Annotated in this window: 12 protein-coding genes and 1 tRNA gene; 5 read left to right on the plus strand and 8 right to left on the minus strand. The window is 39.1% G+C overall.

Features of this window, described 5'->3' with window-relative positions:
* Positions 1 to 2 precede the first annotated feature (2 nt).
* From ftsA to IV512_RS17785, 4 genes are all read left to right on the plus strand, one after another.
* On the plus strand, positions 3 to 1,343 hold the full coding sequence (gene ftsA, locus IV512_RS17770) for a cell division protein FtsA (protein ID WP_209405830.1): 1,341 nt from the start codon (positions 3 to 5) through the stop codon (positions 1,341 to 1,343).
* Positions 1,344 to 1,384: 41 nt separating this feature from the next.
* A complete protein-coding gene (gene ftsZ / locus IV512_RS17775) occupies positions 1,385 to 3,334 on the plus strand; it encodes a cell division protein FtsZ (RefSeq protein WP_209405833.1) in 1,950 nt (649 codons plus the stop codon).
* Between the two features lie 95 nt (positions 3,335 to 3,429).
* Positions 3,430 to 3,876 carry a GatB/YqeY domain-containing protein gene (locus IV512_RS17780; RefSeq protein ID WP_209405835.1) on the plus strand — a complete coding sequence of 149 codons (447 nt, stop codon included), beginning with the start codon at positions 3,430 to 3,432 and terminating at the stop codon, positions 3,874 to 3,876.
* Between the two features lie 8 nt (positions 3,877 to 3,884).
* Positions 3,885 to 3,958: transfer RNA gene (locus IV512_RS17785), tRNA-Arg, on the plus strand.
* A gap of 523 nt (positions 3,959 to 4,481) precedes the next feature.
* On the opposite strand, the gene IV512_RS17790 is transcribed toward IV512_RS17785, so the two are convergent.
* From IV512_RS17790 to IV512_RS17800, 3 genes are read right to left on the minus strand one after another with little or no spacing between them, the layout of a single operon-like run.
* A complete protein-coding gene (locus tag IV512_RS17790) occupies positions 4,482 to 5,369 on the minus strand; it encodes a dienelactone hydrolase family protein (protein WP_209405837.1) in 888 nt (295 codons plus the stop codon).
* Between the two features lie 12 nt (positions 5,370 to 5,381).
* On the minus strand, positions 5,382 to 6,083 hold the full coding sequence (locus IV512_RS17795) for a LytTR family DNA-binding domain-containing protein (protein ID WP_209405839.1): 702 nt from the start codon (positions 6,081 to 6,083) through the stop codon (positions 5,382 to 5,384).
* A 3-nt stretch (positions 6,084 to 6,086) separates the two neighbouring features.
* Complete coding sequence (locus tag IV512_RS17800; protein ID WP_209405840.1) at positions 6,087 to 7,094, minus strand: sensor histidine kinase; 1,008 nt, start codon at positions 7,092 to 7,094, stop codon at positions 6,087 to 6,089.
* A 199-nt stretch (positions 7,095 to 7,293) separates the two neighbouring features.
* On the opposite strand from IV512_RS17800, the gene IV512_RS17805 reads away from it, so the two are divergent.
* On the plus strand, positions 7,294 to 9,699 hold the full coding sequence (locus tag IV512_RS17805; protein ID WP_209405842.1) for an outer membrane beta-barrel family protein: 2,406 nt from the start codon (positions 7,294 to 7,296) through the stop codon (positions 9,697 to 9,699).
* Positions 9,700 to 9,770: 71 nt separating this feature from the next.
* On the opposite strand, the gene IV512_RS17810 is transcribed toward IV512_RS17805, so the two are convergent.
* The 5 genes from IV512_RS17810 to rpe all read right to left on the minus strand — a co-directional run bounded on the left by IV512_RS17810 (position 9,771) and on the right by rpe (position 14,921).
* Positions 9,771 to 10,412, minus strand: a complete 642-nt coding sequence (locus IV512_RS17810) for a response regulator transcription factor (RefSeq protein WP_209405844.1) — start codon at positions 10,410 to 10,412, stop codon at positions 9,771 to 9,773.
* A 286-nt stretch (positions 10,413 to 10,698) separates the two neighbouring features.
* Entirely contained in the window at positions 10,699 to 12,585 is a 1,887-nt protein-coding gene (locus tag IV512_RS17815) for a sensor histidine kinase (RefSeq protein ID WP_209405846.1), read from the minus strand.
* A 101-nt stretch (positions 12,586 to 12,686) separates the two neighbouring features.
* Entirely contained in the window at positions 12,687 to 13,178 is a 492-nt protein-coding gene (locus tag IV512_RS17820; protein ID WP_209405848.1) for a hypothetical protein, read from the minus strand.
* Between the two features lie 97 nt (positions 13,179 to 13,275).
* Positions 13,276 to 14,262, minus strand: a complete 987-nt coding sequence (locus tag IV512_RS17825) for a YpdA family putative bacillithiol disulfide reductase (protein WP_209405850.1) — start codon at positions 14,260 to 14,262, stop codon at positions 13,276 to 13,278.
* Positions 14,241 to 14,921 carry a ribulose-phosphate 3-epimerase gene (rpe, locus tag IV512_RS17830; protein WP_209405852.1) on the minus strand — a complete coding sequence of 227 codons (681 nt, stop codon included), beginning with the start codon at positions 14,919 to 14,921 and terminating at the stop codon, positions 14,241 to 14,243. Before rpe ends, IV512_RS17825 begins: the two co-directional genes overlap by 22 nt.
* Between the last annotated feature and the right edge of the window lie 2 nt (positions 14,922 to 14,923).

A 14,923-nucleotide genomic window follows, 5' to 3' on the forward strand; every position in this document is an offset into this window, starting at 1 on the left:
TTATGGAAGTAGGTAAATATTCTGTAGGACTAGACATAGGAACCACCAAAATCGTGGCCATTATCGGTCGTGAGAACGAGTACGGTAAAATTGAGGTTTTAGGTATCGGTAAATCTAAAAGTCTTGGTGTACACCGTGGTGTAGTGAACAATATTACCCAAACCATACAATCGATTCAACAGGCCGTTGAGGGGGCCGAAGCTAGTTCTGGCCTTAAGATCGGTTCCGTAGTGGTTGGCATTGCGGGGCAGCACATTCGTAGTCTTCATCATAGCGATTATATCACCAGAGCAGATTCTGAAGAAGTAATCGGCGAAGAAGATCTAGACAAGCTGTGCAATCAAGTGTACAAATTGGTGATGCTTCCCGGAGAAGAGATTATTCATGTACTTCCTCAAGAATACAAAGTTGACGGGCAGGCCGAAATCAAAGAACCCATCGGAATGTACGGTGGGCGGCTAGAGGCCAATTTTCATGTAGTTGTCGGTCAAGTATCGTCCATTAAGAACGTGGGGCGTTGCATCAAAAGTGCAGGGCTTGATTTGGGCAATATAACGCTCGAGCCATTGGCATCATCAGATGCCGTGCTTAGTAAAGAAGAAAAAGAAGCAGGTGTTGCGCTTATCGATATAGGGGGTGGTACAACTGATTTGGCCATTTTTAAAGACGGTATCATACGCCATACGGCAGTAATACCTTTCGGTGGAGGTGTAATTACAGAAGATATTAAAGAGGGATGCTCGATAATCGAAAAGCAGGCAGAGCTCTTGAAGATCAAATTCGGTTCGGCCTGGCCCGGTGAGAATAAAGACAATGAGATTGTGTCTATACCTGGTCTGCGCGGCAGGGAACCCAAGGAAATCACCTTGAAAAACCTTTCGAAAATTATTCATGCCAGAGTGGTTGAAATTATTGAGCAGGTATATACCGAAATAAAGAATTACGGTCACGACGAGCAGAAGAAAAAGCTGATTGCCGGTATTGTATTGACCGGAGGTGGCAGCCAATTGAAACATTTAAAGCAGTTGGTAGAATACATCACGGGAATGGACACCCGTATTGGATACCCCAATGAACATTTGGCAGGCGATTCAGATGAGGAAATTGCTAGTCCGTTATACGCAACTGCGGTGGGCTTGTTGATGAATGCGGTGAACAACGAAAACAAAAAGAAAACTGTAGAAAATAACGAGCCTCAAATAGAAGAAGAGGGTGAACTGGTCATGGCCGGTCACGAGGAGCCAGCGCCTACTCCCCAAGCTGCAAAAACAAAAAGAGAAAAAAAATCGGTGTTTGATGTATGGTCTGAGAAATTGAAGGACTTTTTAGACAATGCCGAATAATGAAATAGAAAATAAGCATTAACCAGTAATAAAAAATAACTATGAGCAATAACACGGAATTTGACGGAATAGCTTTTGATCTCCCCAAAAATCAAAGCAACGTAATCAAAGTAATCGGCGTCGGTGGCGGTGGTAGCAATGCCATCAATCACATGTTTCAATCGGGCATTAATGGAGTAGATTTTGTAATCTGCAATACCGATTCACAGGCGCTGAACAACAGTGCCGTACCTACTAAAATTCAATTGGGTGTTTCGTTAACTGAAGGTTTGGGTGCTGGTGCCAACCCTGAAGTAGGGGAACAGGCCGCATTGGAGAGCATGGAAGAAATCAAGCAAATGCTCGCCACTACAACTAAAATGATTTTCATTACTGCTGGTATGGGTGGAGGAACAGGTACTGGTGCTGCTCCTGTCATTGCCAAACAAGCGAAAGAATTAGACGTGCTTACCGTGGGCATCGTAACTATGCCTTTCGAGTTTGAAGGTAAGATGCGTTGTGAACAAGCTCGTATCGGTATCGAAAAACTACGTGCCAATGTAGATTCGCTCATCGTAATCAATAACAACAAACTTCGTGAGGTATATGGTAATTTGGGCTTTAAAGCCGGTTTCTCTAAAGCTGATGAAGTACTTTCTACGGCCGCTAGAGGTATTGCAGAAGTAATTACCCATCACTATACACAGAATATTGACCTTCGGGATGCTAAAACTGTACTTTCCAATAGTGGTACGGCAATAATGGGTTCTGCGATGGCTACGGGTTCTGCAAGGGCGAATGAAGCCATTATGAAGGCTTTGGATTCTCCGTTATTAAATGATAATAAAATTGCAGGGGCGAAAAACGTACTGTTACTTATCGTTTCTGGTTCCCAAGAAATCACCATTGATGAGATAGGTGAAATCAATGATCATATTCAGACAGAAGCTGGTCATGGCGCAAACATCATCATGGGTGTCGGTGAAGATGAAGAATTGGGAGAAGCAATTGCCGTAACCGTAATTGCAACAGGTTTTAACGTTGATCAGCAAGATGATATCGTTAATACCGAAAGCAAGAAAATTATTCACACCTTAGAAGACGAGCAAAAAGCTCAACATGACCTTACGAGCAATCGTAATATCGTTCATCATTTGGTAGAGGAAGAAGAAGAGCGTGAGCCGATCATCAAGCATACTTTAATTGAAGAAGAGCCTGAGGAGTTGGGTATGGATTTGGTTAAAACGACCAATTATATCAAGAACTTCAATGTATTCTACGAAGAGGTGGTTGAAAAGGTAGATAAGAAAAACGATGTATTTGACGGCGATTTTGTAATAATCGAATCCGGTAACCCTATTCGTGATATTGAAGTGGTGGACCCTATTACTGTAGAATTTGACAGATTGAAGGAAGAGCAAATGGCAATGAGTTTTGATATGCCCTTAGCCCAAACTGATGAAGTTGAAGAAGAGGAAAAAGAAAATGTCATCACTTTTAGTCTTGATGATGATATCAATGATATTGAGGTTAAAAGCCCTGTCGAAGTGAGCCCTGTACTTGAGTTCAACAAACAAGGGGAAACCCGTTACAGTCTTGATGATTATATGGATCTTGAAGACAATCTGAATAATGCCAAACCTCAAAAAAAACAAGAACCTGTTGAAAAAGAGATGCAGATAGAAAGGAAGGCTGTAGAACATACGCCAAGAGCATCGCATGGTTCAGGTCAAACAGAAGTAGATCCTATGAACAGCCCGATCGAAGAGCTGTTGAGAGAAAGAGCCGATGAACGTCGAAAGAAACTTAAAGATTTCAACTATAAATTTCAAAATAGTGTAAACACTATAGAGGAGAGCGAGAAGGTGCCAGCATATAAGAGGCAAGGTATTGATTTAAACGATTCCCGCGACCACGAGGGCAGGGTTTCTAGAACAACTCTCGGTTCCGATAGTAATGATGAGATACAGTTGCGTTCGAACAATTCATTTCTACATGATAATGTAGACTAGTCAAAATAACTATACTAACTCAAACTTAAACCCGAAAAATACATATTTTTTTCGGGTTTATTTTTTATCTTCGCAGTCCGAAAAAAACTCAAGTCATGAGCTTACAGAAAAAGGTAATGGAGCAAATGAAAGTAGCGATGAAAGCGAAAGATTCTGTCGCTCTTGAATCGTTGCGTGCTATTAAATCGGCATTGCTTTTAGCTCAAACGAGTGGTACGGACAATGATTTTACCGAGGAGGATGAAGTAAAACTCGTTCAGAAACTGGTCAAGCAACGTAAAGATAGCGCGGCTATTTTTCAAGAACAGGGCCGAGCCGATTTGGCGGAACCTGAACTTGCGCAAGTTGCGGTAATCGAACAGTTTTTACCTGAGCAACTAACCGAAGAAGAGATAGAGAAGGTTGTCGTTCAAACTATTGAAGCTACTGGTGCGAATGGTATGAAAGACATGGGTAAGGTAATGGGCTTGGTTTCAAAGGAACTCGCTGGTCAAGCAGATGGTAAAACCATTTCATCAATAGTAAAGAAAAAATTAGTATAGAGTAATAAGGCCTCGTGGCGCAACTGAATAGCGCATCAGATTTCGGCTCTGAGGGTTGCAGGTTTGAATCCTGCCGGGGTCACGAATAAAACAAAAGACTGCACGTCAAATCAAGTTTACTTGAATTTGTAAGTGCGGTCTTTTGTTTTTCAAAGCGGAGCTTTGTCAGGAAAGGCGGAGCCAATCCTTTCCCATTTTCATTCAGTACATTTTTTCCATAGAATTTGTAAGTGCGGTCTTTTGTTTTTCAAAGCGGAGCTTTACCAGGAAGGGCGGAGCCAATCATTTTCATTTTCATTCAGTACATCTTTTCCATGGAATTTGTAAGTGCGGTCTTTTGTTTTTCAAAGCGGAGCTTTGTCAAGAAGAGCGGAGCCGATCCTTTCCCATTTTCATTCAGTACATTTTTTCCATAGAATTCGTAAGTGCGGTCTTTTGTTTTTCAAAGCGGAGCTTTGTCAGGAAAGGCGGAGCCAATCCTTTCCCATTTTCATTCAGTACATTCTTTCCATGGAATTTGTAAGTGCGGTCTTAAAAGCAAAACCACACATGAAAGTGTGGTTTTGGTAATGGCATAGCTTGATGTTTACTGGTGAGTCTTTGCACTAAGCGTTCAAGTGTTTTTTGAAAAATTCGATAGTTCTGCTCCATGCAAGTTCAGCCGCTTCTTTATCGTATCTCGGAGTAGAGGTATTGTGAAAACCATGATTAACATTTGGGTAAGTATAGGCCTTATATTCTATATTGTTCTCCTTTAAGGCTTTTTCATAATCTGGCCAACCTGCGTTTACTCGTTCGTCTAAACCGGCAAATTGAAGCATTAGCGGGGCATTTATCTGATCGATGTTCTCTTCAGGTTGACTGCCATAGAAGGGAACTGCAGCTGACAAGTCTGGAACTTTGACGGCCATCATATTCGAAATCCACCCTCCGAAACAAAAACCAACAACTCCGATTTTTCCTGAGCAATCTTTATGATTTTTTAGGTATTCGTAAGCGGCTATAAAATCTTCAAGCATTTCATTTCGGTCTCGCTTGCGCTGCATTTCACGACCTTCATCATCATTACCAGGATAACCACCTAACGGACTCAAAGCATCGGGAGCCAAGGTTATAAAACCGGAAAGAGCAGCCCTACGTGCGGTATCCTCAACGTAAGGGTTGAGTCCACGGTTTTCGTGAACCACCACGATACCACCTAATTTCCCTTTGACATTTTTAGGCTTCGATAACAGACCTTTGATAGTACCACCTCCTTTCGGTGATTCGTATTTGATAAAGCCCGATTCTAGTTTTGGGTCGTTCTGTGAAACGATCAAGGTATCGCTATAATTGGGCATCAAAAAGCTCATTAAAGAAGCTACGGTAATACCCCCAACAGCATATAGCGATAGTTTTTCGATAAATTCTCTTCTCGCCAGTTTATTGTGGGCATAAGCATCGTACAAATCGAAAACTTCTTGTTTGATCTGTTCTTTTTTTAGTGGTTTCATAGTAGTGTGCTTTTAGTTAAATATGCGCTTAACAAATTCTTCTTTATAGGCCCTGCCAATGGGTAAGACAGTTTCGTTTGGTAAGTAAATCTGGTTGCCTACCAGTTTTTGTATTTTGGAGGTATTCACGATATGTGAACGATGAATGCGAAAGAATTGTGCTTGGGGCAGGCTTTCTTCCCAAAAACGGAGAGGTTCGTTGGAGAGGTATTTTTTTTCTTTCGTTACGATTTCGGTATAATCGGCATCAGATACAATATGATAGATATCGTCAAAGGCCACCTTGATATGTTCGTAACCTGATTTAATATAGATTTCTTTGGGAGTAGCTGACTCATCAGAAGGCTTGAGTTCATAATTCGATTGGTTACGGGCGTTAACTTTTGATACGGCCTTTACGAAACGTTGAAAGGAAAAAGGCTTTAAAAGATAATCGATAACATTGAATTCATAGCTCTCTAAAGCATATTCTGAAAATGCGGTGGTAAGAATCACTTGCGGAGGGTTACTCATTGATTTCAAAAAATCGATTCCTGATATTTTTGGAAGATGAATGTCTAGAAACATTAAATCTACGGACTCGGTTTTTAAAAATTCCATAGCTTGAATGGCATCTGAAAACGTTCCGTGCAGCTGTAGCGAACCCATATCTTCAATGTATTTTTTGAGAATACGTTGTGCAGGCGGTTGATCTTCTATAATAATGCATTTCATTAGCTAGAACTTTTCAAGTTGCATGGTTAAAAATACAGAGAATTGTCGCTCTTGTTCATTAATATCTAGTTTGTGCATGTTTGGGTAAAGCAACTCCAGTCTTTTCTTGACGTTTTTAAGGCCAATGCCCTTTGCAACGGTATCCATACTTTCGACACTCTCAAAATTGTTTTTGCACACGAACATTAAAAGGTCATCTTCGATACTCACCTCTATATCTATCTTGATATTTTTTGATTGACCTGATTGGCTATGCTTGAAAGCATTTTCTATAAATACGACCAGAATGAGCGGAGCTATTCTATAATTCGGGTCAATATGGCCCTCTTTAAAATTTACAAGACCTCTCTCTTCGATTTGAAGTTTATATAGCTTTATAAAATTATTAAGTTGTTCTATTTCCTTTTTTAGGGGTACATATTTTTCTTTACACTCATATAGCATATATCGCAATACGCCACTCATTTCTAAAATAATTTCCGGTGTTTTTGAAGAGCCGTCCAAGGCATAGGAATATAGGTTGTTCAAATTGTTGAATAGAAAATGCGGATTAATCTGTGACTTCAAAAATTGAAGCTCGCTTTCCTGAATCGAACTTCTTAATTTTTCAACTTCCTGTTGACTTCCGATAGCATCCCAAGCAAATTTGAAACCTGCTAGAATGGCGAGAATGGGGAGGATGTCAAAAAAGGCATAATAAATTCCCGGTACGATACTCGCACGAACGGTACCCGGAAATAAAACGGTCTCCAATAACTCTTCAATCATGATTACCGTAAGAAATACGAATAGGGCCAAGCCTGAGAAAGCCCAATATTTCTTTTTGTACAGGTAACGTGGCATCAGGTAATACGTGATAAGGGCAGAAGCTACAGTGTAAATAAGAAAAAATATGATTTGATCATAGGTAATGCCCGGATCGTTTCTGTCAAATGAATAGAATAGAAAAACAATTATGTGTAGAACAACCTGAAAGAAAAGCTCTTTTCTTGAAATTAGAATTCGATTCATCTTATAAAGCTAATGTATTATATGAGCAACATAAAATTTGAGAACCTTAACAACCTATTTTATACCCTAAACGACTACAGCTTTGCTTTAAGGGGTTATATTGTCGTTTACTGTATAATTATTGTCGTTTAGGGTAAACGTTTTTTAATCTTGGTCATAAGTGAGCATCTTTGGGTAAACTCAATTTATTCAAATCAACATGTTACCAAAACCAAAACATCTATTATTCTTACTTTTTTCCGGTCTTGTATTTATCGGACTTGAATCAGTTACCGCTCAAGAAACGCCTATTACTATTAAAGGTGAAGTTGTAGAACAGGGGAGTGGCTTGCCCATTGCCTTTGCAACAGTCATGATCGGCGACAATGAAACTAAAAAACCAATAACCGGGGCAACTACAGGAGACGATGGTACCTTTAGTATAGAGACGACCGCCAATAATTTTTACGTAGAAATTGGTTTTTTAGGTTTTCAATCTAAAACTTTTGGACAACCTACTACGAGAACTGCTATCATGGATTTGGGTAAAGTGATTCTAGAAGAAGACGCCGAACAGTTAGAAGAAGTGGTAGTTGCAGGTGAAATCTCACGTACCGAGTTCAAGCTCGACAAGCGGGTGTTCAATGTGGGCAAAGATTTGAGCAGTACAGGTGCCAGTGCTTTAGAAGTTCTTAATAATGTACCCTCGGTGAACGTAAATATTGAAGGGCAGGTGAGTTTACGAGGTAGCCAAGGTGTTCAGATGTTGATCAATGGCAAACCCTCTATACTCGCTAGTGAAGAGGGCAATGCCCTGGGAACATTAACGGCCGATATGATCGAGAGGGTAGAAGTGATTACAAACCCTTCTGCGAAATATGATGCTGAGGGTACTTCTGGTATTATAAACATCGTTTTGAAGAAAGAGGAGCGAAAAGGTCTCAATGGTTCTATTTCTGTTAACACGGGTACACCTGCCGGTCATAGTGTCGGGGTAAGCCTAAATCGAAGAACCGAAAAGTTTAATCTATTTAGTCAATTGGGGGTAGGCGTACGCGATTTGCCGACCGATATAGAAAATACAAACCTGAATTTGATCGATAATACTTCAGTGGTCAGTACAGGTACTGAGTATAGAAACGAAACCTATTATAATTTGGTATTAGGTACCGATTATCATATCAACGACCTAAATGTGCTTACCCTATCGGGAAATTTTGCAATGGAAATTGAAGATCAACCCTCAACGACTGATTTTGCTTCTTTCGAAGGTGCTGACCAAATTTCTCAATGGCAACGTACAGAAGTTACAGAAGCTAAAAATCCGAAATTTCAATATGAATTACAGTACAAAAAGAATTTTGATGAAGATGATGATGAGCATACACTTCTTTTCAGTGGCCTTGGTAATTTCTTCGGTAAAGATCAATCTTCTGAATTCTTTAATAATACGATTTCTGGTGAAGATAATGATGCCACCCAGCAGACACGTACCGATTTTAAAGAGTCGGTATTTACTTTCAAATTAGATTATACCAACCCACTTACCGATAAGATTACTTTAGAGACTGGGGCACAATACGTATTGAATGATGTGAGCAATGACTATGAACTCAATAATTTAGAGAATGGGGTGTATGTAAATGATTCTACCCTGACCAATATTTTTGATTATAAACAGAATGTTTTAGGAGTTTATAGTACTGGCTCGTACGAAGGGAAAAAATGGGGAGTTAAAGGCGGTTTGCGTTTAGAACATACTAATTTAAGTACCTATTTAGCTACTACAGGTCAAGCCAATAACCAAGACTTTGTAAACCTTTTTCCGAGTGCACATGCTTCGTATAAGTTTACCGATATGATATCTATTCAGGCTGGGTATTCCAAAAGAATATATAGACCAAGGATGTGGGATTTAAATCCATTTTTTAATCCTAGAAATAATTTTTTCATAAGACAAGGTAATCCTGATTTACAGCCCGAGTTCACTGATTCTTATGAAATAACCAGTATTTATATATTGGGTAAAGCTTCACTGAATTTTGGAGTGTACCACCGCTATACGACCGAGGTAATAGAAAGAGTATCAACTTTTGAGGATAATGTCACCACTGTAAGGCCAGAAAATATTGGAACGAATAATTCTACGGGACTCGAATTCAATGCCAAATATAGCCCCGCAAAATGGCTCACTTTAAACGGAGACTTTAACTATAGCTCTTTTAGTCGAGATGGCATTTTTAATGCCCAGGAGTTTGATTTTTCCGGTGACCAGTGGACTTCTAAATTAATGACTAAGGTAAAACTACCGGCAGATTTTGATTTGGAAATGACCGGAAATTATCAGTCTAGTTACAGAACCGTTCAAAGTAAAATTGCGGATATTCTATTCTTGGACATGGGGATACGCAAGAATATTATGAAAGGCAAAGCAGTTTTAAACTTGAGTGTCAGAGATTTGTTCACTTCTCGAATTAATGAAAGTGTTTTAACTCAAATAGCTAACAATCAAGTAACTAATGAAGTCTTTAATAGGAGGCAACGAGGTCGTTTTGTAGCCTTAGGCTTCAGCTACGGTTTCGGTAAGGGTGAGGCCATGCAATATTCAGGTCAGCGACGTAGATAAAAGATTTTAAAGAAGTCATAGTAGGCCAGATGTAGTAGACCTTTTTCAGGTAGGCTACATTTGGTTTTTTTTTAATCAAGTAATCCTATTTTTATTGCGTGCTTGGTTAGGCCTGCCAAATTTTTTACGTTGAGTTTCGAAATTAGGTTTTTTCTATAGCTTTCAATTGTGTGCTTGCTTAGAAATAGTTCATCGGCAATTTCTTGGGTAGTAAATTCTTCGGCAATAAGTTTTAAAACCTCTTTTTCTCGTTCAGTTAGATGAACCTCTTCTTTTGCTTTAGCAGTGAACATAGCATCGGTGTAGGCCTTTTTAATTTCTTGGGAAAAGTATTTTTCACCATTGATAATGGTTTTTATAGCACGTAAGAGCTCTTCTTTTTCTGCGTTCTTGGGTACATATCCATCCACATTGTTTCTAATAAGATTGTCGATCATTTCTCCATCAATATGCATACTCACGACCAAAGTTTTTAAGGTCGGGAAGTTTTCTTTAATATTTTGGTTCAACTCAAGACCTCCAATTTCGGGCATGCTAAGGTCGGTAATGAGCAAGTGTAGGTTTTCGGTGCCATTAATGTTTAGATATTTAAGTACCTGTGCTCCATTTTTAAAAGTTGCGGTAACCTTGAATTCGGGTGCATCGGTTAGAATACTGATCAAACCATCGATAAACATCTTATGGTCGTCTGCAATAATGAGGTTATATGCCATGATTAAATGGAGTTTTGTTTTTTTTTTGTTGAAAAATATATAGTATGTATTATGATACCAAGAGGAATGCCCACTATGAGAAAAAATATATGAAAGCTAATTACGGGGTTGGCACAGTCGATTTGTTTTATTTTATCAAAAGCATAAAACCATGTCGGAAATACAAAGAAATGCATTGCTATAAGCACGGCCAGAACTATATATTTGATTAAATACTGACCATAGTAATCTGAAATGCAGTATGATTTCCACTGCAAAAGTGATACGATTATAAGCACTACGACTTTCATTCTAAAGGTATAGTTATTGATATGACCGTACCTCTATTCTCGGTCGAATCTATATGTAGAGCACCCTTAAGGTGTTTAACTCGGCTTTTTAAATTTTGGAAACCTAAGCCATCTTTTGTTTTTGAAGGGTCGAACCCTTTACCATTATCTTCGAAAAGTAAACTTAGTTCGTTCACTGCAGCACTTAAATTGATGGCAATTTCACTGGCCTCAGCATGCTTTAAAGTGTTTGTGACCAGTTCTTGAATTATCTTGTAGATTTCAAATTTAACATTTTCATCAATTATGTTCAGTCTTTCTTCTGGTTGGGTGTGAAGGTTTACCTTAAGTTTTCCATTTATTGAAATAGCAGAAACGTAGTCCTTCACTAAATCGGTAAATACATTCCGCATAAATTTTTTGGGTATAAGGGTATGCGCAATGTTTCGAACCAATTGATAGGTGTCATCTAATTGGGCATTTATGGCTTTCCATTGGCTAAAGTTTTCTCCAATACTTGAAACCTGTAGTTTAATACCGGCCAGATTACCGCCAATGCTGTCGTGCAACTCTTGTGCGATGCGTTTTCGTTCTTCGTCCTGCCCTTTGATAGATGCCTTTATAAGATTGAGTTCTTGCTCTTGTTTAAGTGTGGTCACTTTTTGTTCATTGATGACTTTTTGTTTTTGGGCCAATTCACTTTGAGTCTGTAATTTTTGGTAATAAAGGTAAAGTAAGCCCAGAATAGGAATAAGAATAATTAAAAAGCCAATTAAAAATGCATTTCTAATTGTTTTTTGGCGTTTGAGTTCCGCCTCCTTTAAAATTTTATCTTCCTCTAAACTTGATATCGCCTTTTCTTTTTCTAAGGTCTCGTATTGTACTTCAAGCTCGCGTATAACTTTTTGCTGCTGTCTACGAGCTATTTCGGTATTTATGCCTGATAATTGGGTCATTACGGCATAAGCATTGCTGTGGTCGCCGGTAACAGCGAATACGCGCCTTTGTATATTTAATATCTCTTTTTGATAGTGTAGATTGTCACGTTCAATTGCATTGATATAGGCCACGGAGAGAGCGGCGTTGGCTGCATCATAGTTTTCTTCTTTATAAAAGAGTTCTCCCATTCGTATGGTACCCTCAAAATAAATGTTGAGGTAGCCCTTTTGCATACCCGTTTCCCTTGCATTATTATATAACTCAAAGGCCAAGGAGTACTCATTGTTTAGCTCGGCAATCGTGCCTAATTTAAGTTTAACGGTAAGTTCTTGTCTTTCATCTTCAATCTCGATCGATTTTTTTAATGCTTCATTATATACCTCGTTAGCTTCGGAATATTGTGCTTGTAAGTAATGCGCGTCACCTAAAAAAGTGAGGGTCTTGGGAAGCAATTCGGGCCAATCTTCTTGTAAAGGTTGAGGTAGGTCTTTTAAAATAGCAAGGGTTTTTTCGGGTTCTGATTTTAGGTTATATGTGTTGGCAAGACCTATTTTGTTCCGATAACCAAACTCATCTTGTGCTGAAGCCTCTGCTTCCGTAATGCCTTGTATATGCCATTTTACGGCATTATCTATTAACCCATTGAACCTACTGCCGATGCCCAGAATAAAATATGCTTTAGAAAAATGACTTGACTTTGCTTTTATACCTTGGTCCCAATTTCGTATTTCCCTCAAATAGAGATTACCATAATGAATAATACTGTCAGAATTTGCCTGATCTATATGGTGTGCTGCTAATTGCAGTAGTACTGAGAAACGCTCGGTACCATAATTGGCTGTTTTAAGTGCTCGGTAATATGATTGTATTGATTTTTGTTGAGTGTTGGGTATAGTTGAAAATTGAATTCTCTTTTCCTGAACGTCATTTGGTTCTTGGGCCACGCCACTGCAAAGCCAGCCCATAAAAAAAATCATTAACCATAAGGGGTGTCTTGGTATGTGATAAAGGAGTTTCAAAAGGTATGTCAACAATTTTTTGGTTTATTAGGTTCCAGTCGATGAAATTACCCGGGCAAATAGATGCGTTTTAAGCTATTACCTTCCATTTCAACAACTTTTTTATCAATATATTTAATTACTTCCGGGCATCCCTCGATATAATCTTCGCAAATTACGGTTTTTGTCTTTTTATTATGACTTAGTGTTATCATCAGCTTACTGCCACAAGATGATTTGGTCTCGTAAAGAGGTTTGAGATTCCAAAAACCATCGGCTTCTATTTTTTTGAAAAAGCCTAAAGTCGATAGGGTGTCTAAAAAGGTTTCACTGTATTTATTGTACTTGTCTATGGTTTTTTCATTTGAGGTGTCCGGAGTATATTGAACTTTGTTTTTAGTGATGTCGAATCTATCGTAGTGAAAAGCACCGCGTTTAACTGTAAGTGCATATTCCGAATCTGATATAGATGAAGATTTATAGCTTTTTACGGATTTATTGTTGCAGTATATGGCTACAGCTAAGCAGATAGCCAGTAGTTTGGGGTAAATGTATTTCATTTCAATAGGTTTATTGTTCAATACAAAACTGACCAATTACCTACATGAAAAATACGCCCTAAAAAGTGAAATGTGTATCCCTGAAAACAGGGAGTGTTTAGGATATATTGCTTGTGGTAGCTTGATTTTTTAAAATCGAATCCATTATCATTTGAGCGTGTACTCTTGAATTTTCGATAAACCATTTATGGGTTTCCATGCCTCCACAAATAACTCCTGCTAAATAGAGACCAGCTATATTGGTTTCCATAGTTTCAGGATCATATTGCGGAAGTAATTTCTCGTCATCTGATAATTCGATACCCAATTGACGAAGAAATTCAAAATTCGGCATGTACCCTGTAAGAGCAAGAACAAAGTCGTTCTCAATAGTCATCTCTCCACCCGAGGTAGCGATGGAAATTTCACTATTCTTTATTTCCTTAACAGTTGAATTGTAATACGCTTTTATGCTCCCCTCTTCAATACGATTAATGATGTCGGGCCTAACCCAATATTTTACCCGTTGGCCGACCTCTGGCCCACGAATAATGAGAGAAACTTCTGCACCCTTTCTATAACACTCCAATGCTGCGTCGATTGCGGAATTGCTTGCTCCGATAATAGCTAATTTTTGACTGGCAAAAAAATGAGGATCTTTATAGTAATGTGAGACTTTGGGTAAATCTTCCCCAGGTACCCCTAAAGGATTTGGCAAATCATAAAACCCGGTAGCGACGATTACCTTGTCTGCGGTATATTTCTGTTTACTCGATAAAATGGAAAATTTATCTTCAGATTTTTCTACGCTCTGCACTTTTTCAAAAAGACGGATGTTCAGTGCGTTAGAGGTTACGATGCGTCTATAGTATTCCAGCGCTTCATTTCGTTTGGGTTTGGCTTCTTTGCTAATAAAGGGTATGCCGTCTATTTCCAGTTTTTCGGAAGAAGAGAAAAACTGCATATTTATGGGATAATTGAAAAGCGAATTTACAATCGGTCCTTTTTCCAATATAACATAGCTCAAGCCTCTTTTTTGGGCTTCTAGTCCGCATGCGATTCCTATCGGTCCACCACCTATAATTACAATTCGAAAATGCTCCACTTGTCCGTCGCTATTTTAAGTTCTTTAATCGTCGTGCTTGGGTCTTCGCTTTTAAAGATGAAACTACCGGCCACTAATACATCGGCTCCCGCCTTTATTAGGGCTTTGGCATTTTTTGCGGTGACACCGCCATCGACTTCTACAAGGGCTTTAGACTCGTTCATCTTGATCAGTTCTTTGGCGTCCCTGATTTTCTCGTAACTATTTTCAATGAAACTCTGTCCGCCAAACCCGGGGTTTACGCTCATGATCAAAACTAAATCCAAGTCACTGATGATGTTCTTAAGCAGGTTTACATTGGTATGCGGATTGAGCGCCACACCTGCCTTCATACCGGCATTTTTAATGGCCTGTACCGTTCTGTGCAAGTGAGTGCATGCTTCGTAGTGAACGGTCAAATAGGTGGCCCCCAATTCAGCGAACGTATTGATGTAACGGTCGGGGTCTACAATCATCAGATGCACATCTAAAGGCTTGGTAGCGTGCTCAGAAATCGTTTTGACCACTGGCATACCATAAGAGATATTGGGTACAAAAACACCGTCCATGATGTCTATATGATGCCAATCGGCCTGACTTTGGTTGACCATTTCAACATCTCGCTGCAAATTACCGAAATCGGCCGCGAGTAGTGATGGTGCTATTTTAGCTTTGTTCATTG

It is taken from the genome of Pseudozobellia sp. WGM2 (genome assembly GCF_017810075.1).
Classification (GTDB): domain Bacteria; phylum Bacteroidota; class Bacteroidia; order Flavobacteriales; family Flavobacteriaceae; genus JADNYK01.